Source organism: Qipengyuania oceanensis (assembly GCF_009827535.1).
GTDB classification, from domain to species: Bacteria; Pseudomonadota; Alphaproteobacteria; order Sphingomonadales; family Sphingomonadaceae; genus Qipengyuania_C; species Qipengyuania_C oceanensis.
Genome location: NZ_WTYN01000001.1, coordinates 980,925 through 998,589, shown reverse-complemented (window position 1 = coordinate 998,589; position 17,665 = coordinate 980,925). Strand labels below are relative to the sequence as shown.

Below are 17,665 nucleotides of genomic sequence, written 5' to 3'. Positions count from 1 at the left end.
GGCGATCAATCGCGCAGGACCGGCCCGAGATCGCTCAGCTCGACATCGCTCGTCATGCCGAGATAGCGGTGATAATAGGGGGAGTGCGACACGCCGACGATGGCCAGCACCCGGCGGCCCGGTCCGATGACTTCGCGCAGGTTGGCGACCATGCGCAAGTTGCGCGTCTCCCAATAGGCGAGGTATTTGCGACCCGTGTTTCCCGGCAGGGTGGACGCTGCCGCGGCGGCAAAATCGCCGGTCATTGTGTCGTCGCGCAAGTGATCTTCGTCGTTGATGGCGCGATACCAGCCCAGCACATCCCCATCGGCGAGGAATTTCGCCTGCAAGGCATCGAAACGCGCTGGAGTTCGCTTCGCGGCGTCGTTGTCCCAGATTTGTGCCATTTCCTGTGCGAAGACCGGCGTGTCCGTGTCGCCGCTCGCACGGTCGCCCGTGTGATCGTCCACCGCATAGACCCGCTCGAGCCCGAGCCTGGCAGCCACCCGCGCGGCGATGATACTGTCTTCGCTCCGGCTGTCGGCGCGCCGTTGCAACTCCACCACCAGCGGGTCCGTCAGGCTCTCGTCGGCGCGGCGCTCGCTTTTTGGCAGGCGGAGCCACTGGACCAGCGCGGAAACGGGATCGCCCATCGCCAGGAACAGCGCGGCGAGGTGTCGCCGCTGCTCGGCGGGCCGCTCGGCAAAAGGGGCGGCGAGCATAGTCTCGACCAGCTGTTCCGCCTGGGCGTTGGTCACGCCCAGGACCGCGCGCGCTGCCGTCGGATCCGGACAATATCCGTCCGCAGTTCCGTCATAGGCGAAATCGTATTCGCGCAGGTAATCGCACTGCGCACCGGACAGCGACTCGATCGCGATGGCTTCGGGGTTCCATTCGGCCAGCCGCTCGATCAGCGGATCGAATGCGGTCCGGTCGTAGTCCCGCGGCAGGCTGCGCAAGTGACTGGTGCCGAGCACCAGGACCTGGGAGCGATCGCCACGCTTGCGTGCGGCCTCGTCGACGATGGTCACAGGGTCCGATGCGCTCACGGCAGGAGCGGCAGCAGCGGCAAGAATGGCGAGAAGAAACGACACAGGGCGACTCCCACGGAAGCCGCCCTGCTGTCATAGGCCTGCAATACAGTCAAGCTCAGGAGTAAGTCGCCGGGTCCGGTCCCATGCGACCGCCCGCACTGTCGAGAGCATCGATCCGCGCCATCTGGTCGCCGTCGAGTTCGGTCTGCAAGGCTTCGAAATTCGCTTCCGCGTGTTCGCGGCTCGAAGCCTTCGGAATCGGGCACAGCCCGTGCTGCAGATGCCAGGCGAGGATCACCGCGCTTGCCGGCTTGCCGGTTTCTTCGGCGATGGCCTTGATGGTCGCGTCGGAAAGCCCGTCGCCCTGGCCGAGCGGTGACCAGCACTGGGTGACGATGCCCATTTGTTGATGCGCCTCGCGCAGCTCCTCCTGCTGGAAGCTGGGGTGCAGCTCGATCTGGTTGAGAGCGGGAACGACGCCGGTTTCGTCGACGATCCGCTGCAGGTCTTCCACCCGGAAGTTCGACACTCCGATCGACTTCGCCTTTCCCTGTTCGCGCAGTTCGATCAGCGCCTTCCACGTGTCGACGAAAAGGTTGTTCTCCGGGCAGGGCCAGTGGATCAGCAGCATGTCGACATGGTCGCGACCGAGCCGCTCCAGGCATTTGTCGGCCGCCTTCAGCGTCCGGTCGTATCCCTGACTCGCGTTCCAGATCTTGGTCTGGAGGAATATGTCGGCCCAATCGCCGATGCCTTCGCCCACGCCATTCTCGTTCTGGTAGATCGCCGCGGTATCGACCAACCAGTACCCGACATCGAGTGCCATCGAAACGGCTTCAGCCGCATCGCCGTCGTCGATCTGGTAGGTCCCGTATCCGAGTTGGGGAATCTGGCGGTCGTCGTTGAGAGTGAGGGTAGGGTAGTCGGTCATAAAGTCTCCTTTGCCTACCCAATGGAAAAGGGCGGCGAAGTTTCCTGCAAACGCCTTGCCCCGTGGCCTGCGCGCGCCTAACCCCCGCGGCGTTTGTTCCAGCCACGCGAGGCAGCTTTTTCCAGATGGCCAATGTTACCGTGATCGGTGCCCAATGGGGCGATGAAGGCAAGGGCAAGATCGTCGACTGGCTCGCCAGCCGCGCAGATGCCGTCGTCCGGTTCCAGGGCGGCCACAATGCAGGGCATACGCTGGTGGTCGGCGATACGACCTACAAGCTCTCTCTCCTGCCGAGCGGGATCGTCACCGGCACGCTGAGCATTGTCGGCAATGGCGTCGTTCTCGATCCGTGGCACCTGAAGAGCGAGGTCGAGAAGCTCGAAGGGCAGGGCGTCGAGATCAATCCTGACAACTTCGCGATCGCGGACAATTGCCCGCTGATCCTGCCGATCCACCGAGACCTCGACGGCCTGCGCGAAGCGGCGGCAGGCTCCGGAAAGATCGGCACGACCGGGCGCGGCATCGGCCCCGCCTACGAGGACAAGGTCGGCCGCCGCGCGATCCGCGTGTGCGACCTGGCCCATCTCGACGACCTGGAGCCGCAACTCGATCGCCTGTGCGCGCATCACGATGCGTTGCGGGCCGGCTTCGACCAGCCGCCGATCGATCGCGCTGCGCTGCTCGAACAGCTGCGCGAGATCGCGCCCTTCGTGCTGCAATTCGCACAACCGGTGTGGAAACGGCTCAAGAAGGTGCGCAAGGCAGGTGCCAAGATCCTGTTCGAGGGCGCGCAAGGGGTGCTGCTCGACATCGATCACGGGACCTATCCCTTCGTCACCAGCTCCAACACGGTCAGCGGCACGGCCGCGGCGGGCAGCGGCCTCGGCCCCAACGCGACGGGCTTCGTGCTCGGCATTGTGAAGGCCTACACCACGCGCGTCGGCAGCGGCCCGTTCCCGACCGAACTGGAAGATGAAGTCGGCCAGCGGCTGGGCGAACGAGGACACGAATTCGGCACGGTGACCGGACGCCAGCGGCGCTGCGGCTGGTTCGATGCAGTGCTCGTACGGCAGAGTTGCGCGATTTCGGGCGTGACCGGCATCGCGCTGACCAAGCTAGACGTGCTCGATGGCTTCGAGACTGTGAAGATCTGCACGGGCTATCGGCTCAACGGCAAGATCCTCGATTATCTGCCCGCCCATGCGGCCGACCAGGCGCGTGTCGAGCCGATCTACGAAGAGATGGACGGCTGGCAGGAAACCACCGCCGGCGCGCGCAGCTGGGCCGATCTTCCGGCGCAGGCGATCAAATATATCCAGCGCGTGCAGGAACTGATCGAGACCCCGGTGGCGCTGGTTTCGACCAGTCCCGAACGCGAGGACACAATCCTCGTCCGCGATCCCTTCCAGGATTAGTCTTCAACACGAATTCTTGACTTGCTCCCTTTTTGTTCTACGTGTGTTCGCGTAGATTCGCAAAGGGGAGGCGCGAGATGGCGCACGCAGATCTGGTTTACCCATCGCGCGAGGCCGACGGTCCGGGCGCGCTGTATTCCCTGACGGTTTTCTCCGACTGCGAACTGACCCGCGCGCGGCTGGCCGAGGATGCGGCTGCTGCTGGGTTGCACGTTCGCCAGTCCTACCCGCTCGAACACTTGCTGACCGGCAGCGTTCTCTCGCTCGGCGACATAGTCATTCTCGATTGCCCCGAGGTGCGCGGGGACACGATCGGTGTCCTGCTGCGCGTGGATGCGCGGGTCGCCCAGGCTGGCAGCCAGATGATCGTGCTGACGCGGATGGACGCGCTTGAGGACATCTACGCCTGCATGGGTCAGGCCGATGCACAGATACTGGTCGATGCGACTAGGGGTGAACGCGTATTGGCAGTCGGGCGTGCGTTGACCAGAAATCGGGGCATGAGGGTTCGCGAGCTTTCCGCCGATGATCGAGTCACGCTGATGCGCTTGACCGAACAGGTCGAGGATATCGCGCGTCGGCTGGAGGATTTCCCGCGGGCGGGTTCGGACGGGATATTCCGTTTCGAGAGTTCACGTCGCGAATTCGGTCCGGCAGACGGCACGCAGGACGGGCGGCTGCGGGCGGCAAGGCCGCCGCTGCCCGACCCGCGGCTCGTGCGCAAGATCATCGCCCGCCGGCAGAAACGACGCGATTATTTCGACGGCGCGTTGTTTGCCGATCCGGCGTGGGACATGCTGCTCGACCTGACCGCCGCGCGGGTGGAACATCGCCGGGTCTCGGTCACCTCCCTATGTATCGCTTCGGGCGTGCCGGCGACCACGGCCCTGCGCTGGATCTCCCAGCTGGTCGAAGCCGGCCTGTTCGAACGGGTCGAGGACGAGGCGGACCGGCGCCGCGCCTTCATCGGGCTGACCGATGCGGCTGCAGATGCGATGGCGCGCTACTTCGCGGAAATCGGCGGCGAACTGGGCTGAAAACCTTCGCCGGTTCGAATTCCTAAGCTGGTGAGAGCCGTGTATAGGGCCATCGATGATGGTCGAAACCAGCCTTCCCGCCAATTTTGATTCCGGTTCATGAGCGTCCTGACCGAAGTGGATCGCGATCATCGCGCGTTGGCTGCCGCTTGCGAGCCGGGCGTCGCGCTGTGTACGGTGGTCGGGATCGAGGGGAGCTTTTCGCGCCCTCTCGGCGCTCAGTTGGCCGTCCGCCCCGACGGCAGCGTGGTCGGCGATCTCGCCGACGGCTGTCTCGAAAGCCAACTCGCCAGCGATGTCCGGAAGGCGGACGGGGCGCGCGTCGTGCGCTACGGACGTGGTTCGGACAACATCGACTTTCGGCTGCCGTGCGGCGGCGGGCTCGATATACTGCTCGATCCCGCGCCGGACCGTGCCGCCTGCCGTGCCGCGCTGGAGTCTCTGGGCGAACGCCGGCCTGCCGGATTAACGCTGCCCGGCAAGTCGCCGCTGCGACAGCGACGCTACTTGCCCGCCCTGCGCTTGCGACTGTTCGGCCAGGGGCCGGAATTCGACGCTTGCGTCCAGCTGGCAGCGGCTGCGCATGTCGCGGTCGAGGCTGTCGACAAGGATAGCTTGCGCATGGGTTCGCAAAGCGGGCTGCCTGCCGCCGACAAATGGACGGCGATCCTGTTGCTGTTTCACGACCACGAGTGGGAAGCTGCGCTGCTAGAGGAGGCTTTGTCGAGCGATGCCTTCTATATCGGGGCTCAGGGCGGCGAGCGTGCGCGGCGCGCCCGCCTCACCGAACTCCTCTCGCGCGGTGTGACCGAGGAAGCATTGGCACGGTTGACCAGCCCGGTGGGCGTGGTCCCGATCTGCAAGACGCCCGAGACGTTGGCCCTGTCGGCACTGGCACAGGTTACGGCTCTCTACGAAGGCTTGCGCGATCATGGCTGACCGCCGCGTGGCGGTGCTCCTGCTTGGCGCCGGTCAGGCGCGGCGCTTCGGTGGGGACAAGCTGGTCGCGGATTTTCGCGGCCGACCCTTGTGGCGCTGGGCCGCCGACGCCTGTACCGAGGCGGGGTTCGACGAATACTGCCTGGTCGTCGGAGAGGACGCTCGTTTCGCGGACGTGCCCGCGCAATGGACTCTGGTGCCCAATCGTCACGCGGCCTCGGGAATGGCCTCGTCCATTCGCTGCGGAGTTGCTTCGGTGCGGCAATGCGACCGGGTCGTTATCGCGCTTGCAGACATGCCGCTCGTGGCACCGGCGCATTTGCGAGCGCTTGCAGCGGGCGATGATCCTGTCTTCACCCGGCAGGCAGACGGTTCGGCAGGAGTACCCGCCGCTTTCCCCGCGCGATATTTCGATCGCTTGCTGGCTCTGGAGGGCGACCGCGGTGCCGCATCGCTAAGTTTTGCGGATGCCGCTCTACTCGATCCTCCTGATGCGGGTATGCTGGCCGACGTCGACACGCCGGTCGACCTTTCGCAACTCGACTGACTACCTCCGTGCGCTGCGAAAAAGGCCCGCCACCTCGCGGTGACGGGCCTGATTTTCTGCGGTGCGGGTCGGATCAGAAGCCGACGCGCATTCCGACACGGAAGTTCCGACCGATGGCGTTCCCGATGAACGGGTTGTAGCCGATCGGCAGGTAGGCCTGAGCCGGTTCCTCGTCGAAGATGTTGAGGACGGCCGCGGTCAGCTGAACCTTGGCGAACTCGACCGGCAGTTCGTAGTTGGCAACGAGGTCCTGCTGGACATAGCTGCCGCTGTTCTTGCCGAAGTTGCTGCCTGCCGGAACGCCTGCGATCGCGAAGCAGGGATCGCCGGTGCAGCGTTCGTCGAAGACGCTGTCGATGTAGTTCACCGAGTAGCGCAAGTTGAGTCCACCGGTCCTCACGTTGACGTAGCCGTTGGCACGCCATTCGGGCAGCGTGCCCGGATCGCGGAAGTAGTTGCCGAAGCCGACCGCGTCGTAGGCCTCGGTAACCAGTACGTCACCGACGGAGAATTCGTCGGTCTTGTAGTTGAGGTTCCAGGTCGCGTTACCACCGATCGACACCACGCCGAAACCGGCATCGATGTCGTAGTTGGCGGCAAAGTCGATGCCCCGAACGGTCACATCGGGCCCGTTGACGAACTGCGTGCGAACACGAGCGATGTCGAGACCGGTCGTGGTGCCCTGGACGCAGGTATCACCGGAGAAGGTCACCAGATAGGCCAGCGAGCTGGAGCAATTGACCGGAGCGGTGCCGGTGGTCTGCCCGTTGCCGACGAAGCTGGCAATGGCATCGGCCGGCGTGGTGACGATCTGGTCCTTGAACTCGTAGGTCCAGAAGTCGGCGCTGAAGGTCAACGGACCGGTGTCGACGATGAAGCCGATGTTGTAGGTCAGCGCGGTTTCCGGATCGAGGTCCGGGTTCCCGTAGATGTCGACCGACTTGTAGTTGCCGCCCGCCGCCGTCAGACCGGCCAGTGCCGTGACGAAGTTGTCGTCCACGTTGCTGGCCAGCGGACCGCGGAAGGTGGTGCCGATCGAACCGCGCAGGGTCAGCCAGTCGGTCGCTTCGAAGCGAGCGGCCGCCTTCGGGTTCAGCGTCGAACCGACCGGGCTTCCGTAGTCTTCGAAACGCAGCGCAAGGGAGACCTCGAGCGTGTCGAGAACCGGCAGCGAAAGCTCGGTGAAGAGCGCGTATACGCTCTGGTCGAGCTTGGTCGGCCGGGTTCCGCCCAGGAAGATGAACGGCCCGACGCCTTCCGTCGGGGTGCCAACGCAGCTCGTGTCGCCCTCGATGAAGCAGGGGTTGACGTTCAGGTTGGATTCGCTCCGATACGGACGGCTCGAGAAGTTGTTCTTCCGGAACTGTGCGCCCACAGCGAAGGCAACTTCGCCGCCCGGCAGTTCGAATCCGGTGCCGCCAGAAAGAACGGCATCGCCGATCCACTGCTCTTCACGCTGGAAGGTGCCGTTCGGGATGTACAGCCACGAGAGAAGCTCGGGACTGTTCTCGAACCCGGGCACGTAGAACGGGTTGGGGACGTCGAGCGTCGGGTTTTCCGGCCCGGCAAGAACGAACGGATTGAAGAACTGGCAGCCGTTGGCGCCCGGCGTCGTGCCGGTGCAGTCCGCGCCGCCGAAACCGTTGAGCGCAGATTGCAGGCGCGAACCGATGATGTCGCCGACCCAGAACTGGCGACTGGACCGCCAGTAGGTGCCGTCGACATTCAGGATCAGGTTTTCGCCGATGTCGAACTCGAGCCCGGTGTTGATCCGCCAGGCGTTGTTCTAGGCCGAGCCGCGACCGGCGCCGCGATCGGGATCGAGCGGATTTCCGAGGAAGCCGAGCGGGCGGTAGAACACGTTGGTTACCGCAACGACATTTCCGTTGGCACCGCCGCTGGCCGGCAGGCCCTGCTGCGCCAGAAAGGCCGCAACGGCCGGGTTGGCCGGCGACGTGGTGAAAGCGTTACGGAATCCCGAACCCTTCGGGCCCTGGGTGGGCGGGAAGGACGGCGAATAGTTGATGCTTTCCAGATCGGTCTTGGCCCACAGTGCACTCGCGTGCCAGCGGGTGGAATCGCTCAGGTCGGCGTTGGCCTGCGCGTATGCCTGGTACCGGTCTTCCTCTTCGGTGATGTTGTCGAAGGGAATGTAGGTGAAGCGGCAGACAGGCGCGGTGAGATAGCCGCCGAGTTCGGTACAGCCCTTGTCAGGAGCGGTGATCGTGTTGAGCCCGCCAGCACCAAGATAGGTCACGGCGAACAGGCCCGGTGTCGCCAGGGCGGAATAGCCCGATGCGTTCACGTCGTAGGTCAGGCTGGTGTAATCGCGCGCGGTCGTCGGCAATTCCGAACGATGCTGCCAGCCGGCACCGACGAGCAGGTTGAGCCCGCCGAAGTTCTTGCCGATCAGGCCGCTGACATTGAAATTGTCGTCCGAGCCCTTCACGAAGGTCCAGTCGCCAGCGACTTCGACGCCGTCGAAATTGTCGCGGGTGATGAAGTTTGCAACGCCGGCGATCGCGTCCGACCCGTAGGTTGCCGCGGCACCGTCCTTCAGGATTTCGACGCGCTGCAGGGCAAAGAGCGGGATCAGGTTGGTGTCGGTAAAGCCGTCACCCGGCGCCTGGATCGTGCGCTTGCCGTTCAGCAGGACGAGGGTGCGGGTGAAACCAAGGCCGCGCAGGTTGATCGAGCCGTTACCCTGGAAGCCCTGCGATGCGGTGGAGAACTGGTTGGTATCGCCCAGAACCGAACCGACCGAAGGCAATTCCTTGATCAGTTCGAGCGGCGAGGTGATGCCCTTCTGGGACAGCTCCTCGGCCGATACGGTGTTGACCGGCAGCGCCGCGTCTTCAGGCGTGCCGCGGATCAGCGACCCGGTAACGATGATGGTTTCGGCTGTCGGTTGCTCGTCGCTGTCACCCGGTTCGTCGACTTGTGCGAAGGCAGGCGTTGCGGCGGCCGCTCCGGCAAGAGCGACCAGGGCGCAACTGTGGCGCCAGCTAAATTTCCTCATGATGTACTCCTCTCCACCCGGATATCTCGTCGGATACCCGTTGCTCGAAACTGGACTATTATTTTTGTCAGCTGTCAAGCGAACCCGCGCAAGATTCAGTCGAAACCCGCGCCACCTGTGGCATTTTTGCGCAATCGGTCGCTGACCGGCAGGCCGTGTTTTTCGAGCCCGGAAACCACAGTTTCCAGCCCGATCTGCTCGGCCCAGAACATCGGTCCGCCGGTGTAGAGCGGCCAGCCGTAGCCGTTTATCCAGACGACATCGATGTCGCTCGCGCGCTGGGCCATACCCTCTTCGAGAATCTGGGCGCCTTCGTTGACCATCGGGTAGAGCAGCCGTTCGCGGATTTCTTCCTTGGAGATTTCGCGCTGCTGGTTGCCTTCCTTCGCAGCGAAATCGGCGATGATCTGCTTCACTTCGTCCGACGGAGTGCGCTGGCGTGCCTCGTCGTAATCGTAGAAGCCCTTGCCGTTCTTCTGGCCGAAGCGTCCGGCCGCGCACAGCGCCTCGCGCACGGTCGTCACCTTGCTCGGATCGCGGTGCCAGCCGATGTCGATCCCGGCAAGATCGCCCATCTGGAACGGACCCATGGGGAAGCCGAACTCGAGCAGCACGTCGTCGACGTCCCAGTAGTTCGCACCTTCCATGATGAGCTTGTTCGCCTGCTCCTGCCGCTTGGAAAGCATGCGGTTGCCGATGAAGCCGGGGCACACGCCCGATACCGCGGCGACCTTTCCGATCTTCTTGGCGAGCTTCATGCAGGTCGCGAGCACGTCGTCGCGGGTTTCGGCACCGCGCACGATCTCGAGCAGCTTCATCACGTTCGCCGGCGAGAAGAAGTGCAGGCCGAGCACGTAGCCCGGACGCTTCGTCGCCTGCGCGATTTCGTCGATGTTCAGATAGCTGGTGTTAGACGCCAGGATCGCGCCCTGCTTGACCACCTCGTCGAGCTTCCCGAATACCTGCTTCTTGACGTCCATGTTCTCGTAGACCGCCTCGATCACGAGATCGCAGTCGGCAAGGTCGCCGTAATCGAGCGTCGGCGTGAGCAGGCCCATCGCCCCCTCGACCTGCTCTGGCGTCATCCGGCCGCGCTTGGCGGTGTTCTCGTAATTCTTGCGCATCACGCCGGTCCCGCGATCGAGCGCGTCCTGCTGCATCTCGAGGATGGTGACGGGGAGGCCGGCGGACAGGAAATTCATCGCGATCCCGCCGCCCATCGTGCCGGCGCCGATCACGCCGACCTTGTGGATCGGGATCAGCGGCGTGTCGGCGGGCACGTCGTCGATCTTGTTGGCGGCCCGTTCGGCGAAGAAATAATGCCGCATGGCCTTCGACTGGCTACCGGTCATCAGCTGGGTGAAGAGTTCGCGCTCTTTCCTGACACCATCTGCATATGACAGTTCGCCGGCAGCCTTGACCGCCTCGATCGCGGCATTGGGCGCGTCGAAACCGCGCATCCTGCGGCCGTTCTTCGCCCGGAACTGGTCGAAGATGTCGGGATTCTTGACCCCGTCCTGATTGGCCGTGCCCTCGCTCGCGCGGGGGACCGGCTGACCGATCTTCGACTTGGCGAAAGCGATCGCGTCGGCTTCCAGGCTGTCTTCGCCCACGATCGCATCGACGAGGCCGATTGTCTCGGCCTTCCTGGCGGAGATCGGATCCCCGATGGCGACGAGGGGGAGGGCAGCTTCCGCTCCGACCAGCCTGGGCAGCCGCTGCGTGCCGGCGGCCCCGGGGATCAGGCCGAGCTTGACTTCCGGCAGGCCGATTTTCGCGCTGGGAACGGCGACGCGGTAATGACAGGCAAGGGCGACCTCGCATCCGCCCCCGAGCGCCGTGCCGTGGATCGCCGCGACCACCGGCTTGTCGCTTGCCTCGAGCCGGTCCAGCGCTTCCGGCAGGCTCGGCCCTTGCGGGGCCTTGCCGAACTCGGTGATGTCGGCCCCGGCGAAGAAGGTCCGCCCGTCGCAACGGATCACCACCGCCTCAATGCTGTCGTCGCCCAGCGCCTCGTCGATTCCGTCGGCAAGGCCCTGTCGCACGGCCTGCCCGAGCGCATTGACCGGCGGATTGTCCGATACGATCACGAGCACATTGTCATGGCGTTCGGTGCGGATGGGGGACGTCATGGGCAATTCCTTCAGGCGTAGCTTTCGGCAAGGGCGGAGTAGATCAGGGTCTTCAGCTGACGCCGGATCGGATAGGTCGAGGACGGGTAGACCTGCGTCATGAAGACGCAGGTTATCTGCTCGACAGGGTCGACGAAGAAGGCGGTCGAATAGGCGCCGCCCCAGTAATATTCGCCGGGGCTCGAAGGCATCAGCGTCTTCGCCGGGTCGATCACCATTGCGAAGCCGAGCCCGAAGCCGGTCCCGGCATTGTTCGCCTCGGAAAAGAGGCTGCTCGACATCTCGGTCAGGTCGGCGTTGCCCGGCAAGTGGTTGGTACGCATCAGGCGCAAGGTCTTGGGGCTGACGATCCGGACGCCGCCCAACTCGCCGCCATTGACGAGCATGGTCACGAAGCGCTGGTAATCGGCGATCGTCCCGACAAGGCCGCCGCCGCCGCTGTCGAAACTGCCGGGACTGTTCAACCGGCTCTTCGCACCTGAATCGATCATCCTCGGCGTGTCGCCGGGGCGATAGGCATAGGCATCGACCAGCCGGTCCCCCTTGCCCTCGGCCACTCCGAAGGCAGTGTCGGACATGCCGAGCGGTTCGAAGATGTTCTTCGCGAAGTAGTCGCCCAGCCGCATGCCGCTGATCCGCTCCACCGCGATGCCCAGGACATCGGTCGAGACCGAGTAATTCCAGCCCGTGCCGGGTGCGAACTCGAGCGGCAGCTTGGACAGTTTCTCGATGAAGCTGTCGGAATCCAGATGTGTGCGTGCGAAATCGAAGTTGTTCTCACGGTAGGTCGCATCGAGATTGTTGCGGTTCTGCAGCCCGTAGGTGAAGCCCGACATGTGCGTCAGCAAATCGACGAACCGGATCGGCGGCGCAGGCACGCCGGGTGCGAAGGGAATCGATCCGCCGCCCCCGGCATAGACCTTCAGCCCGGCAAACTCCGGGAACACCTTCGTCACCGGTTCCTCCAGCGCGACCTTGCACTGCTCGACCAGCTGCATGAAGGCGATCGAGGTGATCGGCTTCGTCATGCTGGCGATGCGGAACAGGGCATCGTCGCGCAGGTCCCTGCCATCGTCGCCCATCTTGCCGAGCTTCGAATAGTGGACCGGTACGCCGTTGCGGGCGACGACCAGCTGCGTGTTGGGCAGCCGGCCGCTGTCGACGTAGCTGTCGGCGAGAAACGTCGGGATGCGGGCGAGCCGTTCGCCGTCGAAGCCCTGCTCTTGAGGGCGCGCGCAATCGAACATCGGCTCAGTAACCGGACAGGGTCGCGAAGCGATCCTTGAGCCAGCTCGACGATCCGAAGCTCGCCTCCAGCACGCGGGCGCGCTTCAGGTAGAAGCCTACGTCGTACTCGTCGGTCATGCCGATGCCGCCGTGCAGCTGGATACCCTGATTGCTCATGGTGTGGAGCACGCGGTTGGCTTCCGCCTTGGCGATGGTCGCCGCACGGTCGATGCCGAAGCCGCTGTCCAGCGCCTGCAGGCCTCCCTCGACCGCCGAGCGCATCTGCGCCAGGTCCGCGAACAGATCGGCCATGCGATGCTGCAGCGCCTGGAAGGTCGCCAGCACCTGGTTGAACTGCACGCGCTGCTTCAGATAATCGAGCGTCACGTCGAACACCTGCTGCGCCATGCCGAGCATTTCCGCCGCGGTCAGGATGCGCGCACGATCGAGCACGTCGTCGAGCAGACTGTCCCCGCCATTGGCGAGCTTGTCGGCAGCAGCGCCGTCAAAGGTGATGTCCGCATGGCTACGCTGGTCGGTGAGCTTGCGGGTCTTGAGCGTGACGCCGTCGCCCTTTTCGACCAGGTAGAGACCGTCTGTAGCCGCGACCACGAACAGGTCCGCGCCGTGCGCCTCGTGGACGAAGGCCTTCTTGCCCGACAGCCTGCCGCCGGACACCGATGCCTCGATCTTCGCCGGATCGTGACTTGCGCCTTCGTCAACCGCGAGCGTGGCGATCATCTCGCCGCTGGCGAGCTTCGGGAGGTATTTCGCTTTCTGCTCGTCGCTGCCGCCCAGGATGATTGCGGATGCTGCCACCGTGTTCATCACCAGCGGGCTGGCGGTGAGGGTCTTGCCGAGTTCCTCGACCACCAGGCCGGCGCTGAGCCAGCCGAAGTCCGACCCGCCATGTTCTTCGGGGATGATGACCCCGGCCCAGCCCATCTGGGCCATGGTCGAATATGCGTTGGCGTCGAACGCCTTCTCGTCGCCGTTCGAGCGGACCTTGCGGAATTCGGTCACCGGGCTTTCGTTGGTCGCCCAGTCGCGCGCCATGTCGCGCAGCATTTCCTGTTCTTCGTTGAGAACTGCCATTTCTGTCTCTCCGTAACGTGCTTTTTCGGCTTGCGCTTACTGGTGGTCGAGCATGCCGAGCACGCGCTTGGCGATGATGTTGTTCTGGATTTCGGTCGAGCCGCCGTAGATCGTCGTGGCCTTGCCGAAGAGCCAGCCGCGCACCGCTTCCAGTTCGCCGTCGGTGAAGTCGTCGCCGTCCCAGCCAAGGCCCTGGAGGCCGCGGATCTCGATCAGCAGTTCGCTACGCTCCTGGCTAAGCTTGGTGCCGACTTTCTTCAGCACCGAGCTGATTTCGGAAACACCACCTTGCGCCTTGCTTTCTTCCATCGCGCGCCGGGCGGTGAGAAGGAAGCTGTTCCAGCGGATTTCGAAATCCGCGATCTTGTCGCGCAGCACCGGATCGGCGAGTTCGCCATCGGCATTCGTCTCGCCGTATTTCTTGGCGATCGCGCCCAGGCTCTGCCCCATGGCACGCGCCATGCTGCCGCCACCCGAGATATTGGTGCGTTCGTGCTGGAGCAGCCGCTTGCCGATCGTCCAGCCCTGGCCTTCCTCGCCGACCAGGTTCTTCTTCGGCACCTTCACGTCGGTGAAGAAGGTTTCGCAGAACGGGCTGGTGCCGCTGATCATGGTGATGGGGCGGACTTCCACTCCGGGGGCGTCCATGTCGATCAGCATGAAGCTGATGCCGTTGTGCTTGTCGGACTTGTCGGTACGCACGATGGCGAAGCACTTGTCCGCCCATTGCCCGCCGCTGGTCCAGGTCTTCTGGCCGTTGACGAGGTAGTGATCGCCCTTGTCCTCGGCGAAGGTCTGCAGGTTCGCAAGGTCCGATCCGGCATTGGGTTCGGAGTAGCCCTGGCACCAGCGGACTTCGCCGCGGCAGATCGCCGGGATATGCTCGTGCTTCTGTTCCTCGCTGCCGTATTCGAGCAGCGTCGGGCCGAACATCATCACGCCCATGCCGCCGATCGGGTTGTAGGCACCCGCTTTCGCCAGCTCTTCGTCGAGGATGCGCGCCTGCTTTTTAGTCAGGCCGCCGCCGCCGTATTCCTTCGGCCAGGTGGGGGTACCCCAACCGCGTTCGCCCATGGCTTCGCGCCATGATTTTTGCGGGGCCGTTTCTTCGGTGGGTCCATCGACTCCGGCAAGCGCGTTGCCTTTGCCCTTGAGTTCTTCGGGAAAGTTCTTCGCCAGGAATTGCTGCACTTCCGTGCGGAAAGCATCCTCGTCGCTATGAACTTCCGGTTCGAGCTGCGTCGCCATCGGTATCTCCTCTCGCGGTCTATCTTAGACCGAGGGGATGCCGTCGTAAAACCCGTTACGTCAAGGCGTGTTTTGCGCGCGTGCGATCACAGCCAATGTTGCGAATCGAATTCTCGGTATGGTCAGGGCCGGCGGCGGCGATCGCTTGGTCAGGAAGCCCGGACATGCGACAGGAAGTCGTCCACCTGCGAACGCAAGGTCGATGCCTGCCCTTCGAGCTCGGTCGCCGAATTCAGCAGCTGGCTGGCCGCCGCGCCGGTCGAAACCGAGGTCTCGCGAACTTCGTCGATATGGGAGGAGACCTCGTCGGTTCCGCGCGCGGCGATATCGATGCTGCGCGCTAGATCCTGCCCCGCGACCGACTGCTGGTCGACGGCGGACGCGATCGAGATGGCGGTCGTCTCGAGCTGCTTCACCCGGTCACCGACCGCACGCAGCGCGGAAACGCTCGCTCCGGTCGATTCCTGGATGCGGCGAATCTGCGCCGCCACTTCCTCGGTCGCCCGGCTCGTCTGCGCGGCGAGATCCTTCACCTCGGACGCGACCACGGCGAATCCGCGGCCCGCTTCGCCACCACGGGCCGCCTCGATCGAGGCGTTGAGGGCGAGCAGATTGGTGCGTTGCGCAATCGAATGGATCAGCTCGACGATCTGGCCGACCTGTTCGGCAGAAGTCGACAGGGCCGAAATCGTGCCATCGGCATTGCTCGTCGCCTCGCTTGCTTCGCGGGCGAGTTCGGCGGAACTGGCCGCCTGGCGACTGATCTCGCCGATCGACATCGCGAATTCGTCGCTCGCCGCGGCAGCGGCGGTGACGCCGGACGAAGCCTCGTCCATGGACCGCGCGACACGCTCGGTCTGGGTCGCCGCGCTCTCGGCAGCCAGCGCCATGCTCCTGGCAGTGCTCTGCAATTGCGTCGAGGCGGAGGCGACACCGCCGACCACATCGCCGATCCTGCTTTCAAACTCCTGGGCGAGCCGGAGCACCTCTCCCTTGCGGCGCTCGGCGCTGGCCTTGCGATCGTTGTACAGTTCGTCGAGCTTGTGGCCGGACTTCACGAACACCAGCAGGGCGCGGGCGAAATCGCCGATCTCGTCCGTGCGCGCGGTCCCGCTCACGCGGATGTCGCGGTCGCCTGCGGCAAGACGGCTCATGTCGCGGGCATAGGTCTGGATGGGTACGACCGTGTCGACCAGAATGCGGTGGATCACGACCGCGCCGATCAGCATGGATACCAGGCAAGCGATTGTCGCCCAGTAACCGAGATTGGCGGCATGTTCGGGATCGCTGCCGGCGAGATAGCTCAGGAATGTCACGATGAAGAGCGGGATCAGCGGACCGCCTGCGCACATCAGCAGCTTGGCTCGCAACGAGAGGCCGTTGAACCAGGCGACCGGCGCGCTGCTACTGCGTTCGACGATTTCGTCCCGCTCGAGACGCACGGCGGCGATTTCTTCCGCCATCTCGTCGCTTACGATCCTGCTCTGCATGTTCATGCCGACTTCTTCCTTGCAGTTTCGCGCGCCGCGGCGGTTTCGGCCGGGCCGCTGAGATATTGCGCAATGTCTTCAGGTGGCATCGCCTTGAAGTAGAGCCAGCCCTGGATCTGGTCGCAGCCCGCGGCGCGGACCATATCTGCCTGCTCCTGGGTCTCGACGCCTTCGGCCGTCACGTCCATCTTCATGGCGCGGGCCACGGTGATGCTGGACAGCATCATGGCGCGCGAGCCGTCGTCTTCGCTTGCCTGGACAACTAGCGAGCGGTCGAGCTTGAGCTTTTCGAAGCGGAACTGGCGCAGGAAGCCGATCGAGGCATATCCGGTCCCGAAATCGTCGAGCGAGATGTTCACTCCGAACCCGCGAATGACGTCGAGGCTGCGCTCCGCGATAACCGGGTCCAGGACGAGGCTGGTTTCGGTGATTTCGAGTTCAAGCCGATCCGACGGGAAGCCGGTTTCTTCCAGGATGTCGCCGAGCTGGATCGGGAATTCGGGGTTGCGAAGCTGGGCCGCCGAAATGTTCACCGACAGCTTGATGCCGCTCCATTGCAGCGCGTCGGTGCAGGCCTGCCGCAGGACCCACAGGCCGATCGCGTTGATCAGGCCGGATTCCTCGGCGATCGGGATAAAGATGTTCGGGCCGATGGCCTTTCCGTCCGGGCGGTTCCAGCGCATCAGCGATTCCACCGCGACGACTTCGCGCGTCCGGGCATCGACCAGCGGCTGGTAATGCAGCACGAATTCGCCCTGGGCGAGGGCGCGGCGCAAGTCCTCGTCTAGTTCGCGCAGGGCATCCCGGCTGCGGTCGAAGGCCTCGTTGAACCAGGTGCAGCGCATCTTGCCGCCGCGCTTGGAAGCGAGCGTGGCGACGTCGCAACGGCGCAGCATTTCGGAAGAATCGATCCCGTCGCTGCCGGTCGAGCGCGACAGGCCGATGCTTGCGCCCAGCGTGATCCGGCGATCGTCGATCGAGATCGGTTTCTGCAGCCGTTCGATGAGGCTCCGGCAGATCCCTTCAAGGATGGTCGCGGAAAGCGGCCCGTTCATCCCGAGCGCGAACTCGTCGCCGCCCAGCCGGTAGCATCGGGCTTCTTCGCCGCAGACCTTCTGGAAGATGATCGCGCACTGCTTGATCAACTGGTCGCCGATGGCATGGCCATAGTGGTCGTTGACGAACTTGAACCCGTCGAGATCGATGAGAGCCATTGCGCGCTCTTCGCCCGGTTTGGCATGGCGGGCCATGTCGGCGTGAAGCGCCCGGCGGTTGGGCAGGCCGGTGAGGCTGTCGCTGAGGCCGAGTTGTTCGAGCCTGCGAACATTGATCAGGCCGATCCGGACGAGGATGTAAAGTGCCGCGAGATAGACGGTCGCGCCGGCCAGCAGCAGGTGCGCGGGCTTCTTGAAGACGACCGCATCGGTAGCTGCAACGATGGCGACCGATCCGAAAATCAGGGTGAGTACGACCAGCGGCGCGAAAACCAGCGCACGTGAAGACAGGCCGTATTTACCTTCCCGGATGATCACCGAGCCCCCCAATTGCCCTGAAGTGAGCGTCAACTCCCGT

14 protein-coding genes are annotated in these 17,665 nt (G+C 64.3%); 4 read left to right on the top strand and 10 right to left on the bottom strand.

What is annotated here, in order from left to right; translation table 11 throughout:
* Positions 1–5: 5 nt before the first annotated feature.
* Positions 6–1,073, bottom strand: a complete 1,068-nt coding sequence (locus tag GRI48_RS14485; RefSeq protein ID WP_160672198.1) for a DUF5694 domain-containing protein — start codon at positions 1,071–1,073, stop codon at positions 6–8.
* A 55-nt stretch (positions 1,074–1,128) separates the two neighbouring features.
* Positions 1,129–1,944, bottom strand: coding sequence for an aldo/keto reductase (locus GRI48_RS04835; RefSeq protein WP_160672195.1), 816 nt, complete (start codon positions 1,942–1,944; stop codon positions 1,129–1,131).
* A gap of 125 nt (positions 1,945–2,069) precedes the next feature.
* On the opposite strand from GRI48_RS04835, the gene GRI48_RS04830 reads away from it, so the two are divergent.
* The 4 genes from GRI48_RS04830 to GRI48_RS04815 all read left to right on the top strand — a co-directional run bounded on the left by GRI48_RS04830 (position 2,070) and on the right by GRI48_RS04815 (position 5,882).
* Positions 2,070–3,359: an adenylosuccinate synthase gene (locus GRI48_RS04830; RefSeq protein ID WP_160672192.1), complete on the top strand. Its 1,290-nt coding sequence runs from the start codon at positions 2,070–2,072 to the stop codon at positions 3,357–3,359.
* Between the two features lie 77 nt (positions 3,360–3,436).
* Positions 3,437–4,396, top strand: coding sequence for a winged helix DNA-binding protein (locus GRI48_RS04825; protein WP_160672189.1), 960 nt, complete (start codon positions 3,437–3,439; stop codon positions 4,394–4,396).
* Between the two features lie 99 nt (positions 4,397–4,495).
* A complete protein-coding gene (locus GRI48_RS04820) occupies positions 4,496–5,335 on the top strand; it encodes an XdhC family protein (protein WP_160672186.1) in 840 nt (279 codons plus the stop codon).
* Complete coding sequence (locus tag GRI48_RS04815; protein ID WP_160672183.1) at positions 5,328–5,882, top strand: nucleotidyltransferase family protein; 555 nt, start codon at positions 5,328–5,330, stop codon at positions 5,880–5,882. The genes GRI48_RS04820 and GRI48_RS04815 overlap by 8 nt, the downstream gene beginning before the upstream one ends.
* 73 nt (positions 5,883–5,955) lie before the next feature.
* Here the strand turns inward: GRI48_RS04815 and GRI48_RS04810 are convergent, their stop codons facing one another.
* The 8 genes from GRI48_RS04810 to GRI48_RS04775 all read right to left on the bottom strand — a co-directional run bounded on the left by GRI48_RS04810 (position 5,956) and on the right by GRI48_RS04775 (position 17,625).
* A complete protein-coding gene (locus tag GRI48_RS04810) occupies positions 5,956–7,404 on the bottom strand; it encodes a TonB-dependent receptor domain-containing protein (protein WP_160672180.1) in 1,449 nt (482 codons plus the stop codon).
* Positions 7,405–7,668: 264 nt separating this feature from the next.
* Complete coding sequence (locus GRI48_RS04805; protein ID WP_160672177.1) at positions 7,669–8,901, bottom strand: TonB-dependent receptor plug domain-containing protein; 1,233 nt, start codon at positions 8,899–8,901, stop codon at positions 7,669–7,671.
* 95 nt (positions 8,902–8,996) lie between these two features.
* Positions 8,997–11,033 carry a 3-hydroxyacyl-CoA dehydrogenase NAD-binding domain-containing protein gene (locus GRI48_RS04800; RefSeq protein WP_160672174.1) on the bottom strand — a complete coding sequence of 679 codons (2,037 nt, stop codon included), beginning with the start codon at positions 11,031–11,033 and terminating at the stop codon, positions 8,997–8,999.
* 11 nt (positions 11,034–11,044) lie between these two features.
* Entirely contained in the window at positions 11,045–12,280 is a 1,236-nt protein-coding gene (locus tag GRI48_RS04795) for a serine hydrolase domain-containing protein (protein ID WP_160672171.1), read from the bottom strand.
* A 4-nt stretch (positions 12,281–12,284) separates the two neighbouring features.
* A complete protein-coding gene (locus GRI48_RS04790; protein ID WP_160672168.1) occupies positions 12,285–13,355 on the bottom strand; it encodes an acyl-CoA dehydrogenase family protein in 1,071 nt (356 codons plus the stop codon).
* A gap of 36 nt (positions 13,356–13,391) precedes the next feature.
* Entirely contained in the window at positions 13,392–14,603 is a 1,212-nt protein-coding gene (locus GRI48_RS04785) for an acyl-CoA dehydrogenase family protein (protein ID WP_160672165.1), read from the bottom strand.
* Between the two features lie 149 nt (positions 14,604–14,752).
* On the bottom strand, positions 14,753–16,099 hold the full coding sequence (locus GRI48_RS04780; RefSeq protein ID WP_160672162.1) for a methyl-accepting chemotaxis protein: 1,347 nt from the start codon (positions 16,097–16,099) through the stop codon (positions 14,753–14,755).
* Positions 16,096–17,625 (bottom strand): putative bifunctional diguanylate cyclase/phosphodiesterase, encoded by a 1,530-nt coding sequence (locus GRI48_RS04775; RefSeq protein ID WP_337190769.1) that lies wholly within the window; start codon positions 17,623–17,625, stop codon positions 16,096–16,098. Before GRI48_RS04775 ends, GRI48_RS04780 begins: the two co-directional genes overlap by 4 nt.
* Between the last annotated feature and the right edge of the window lie 40 nt (positions 17,626–17,665).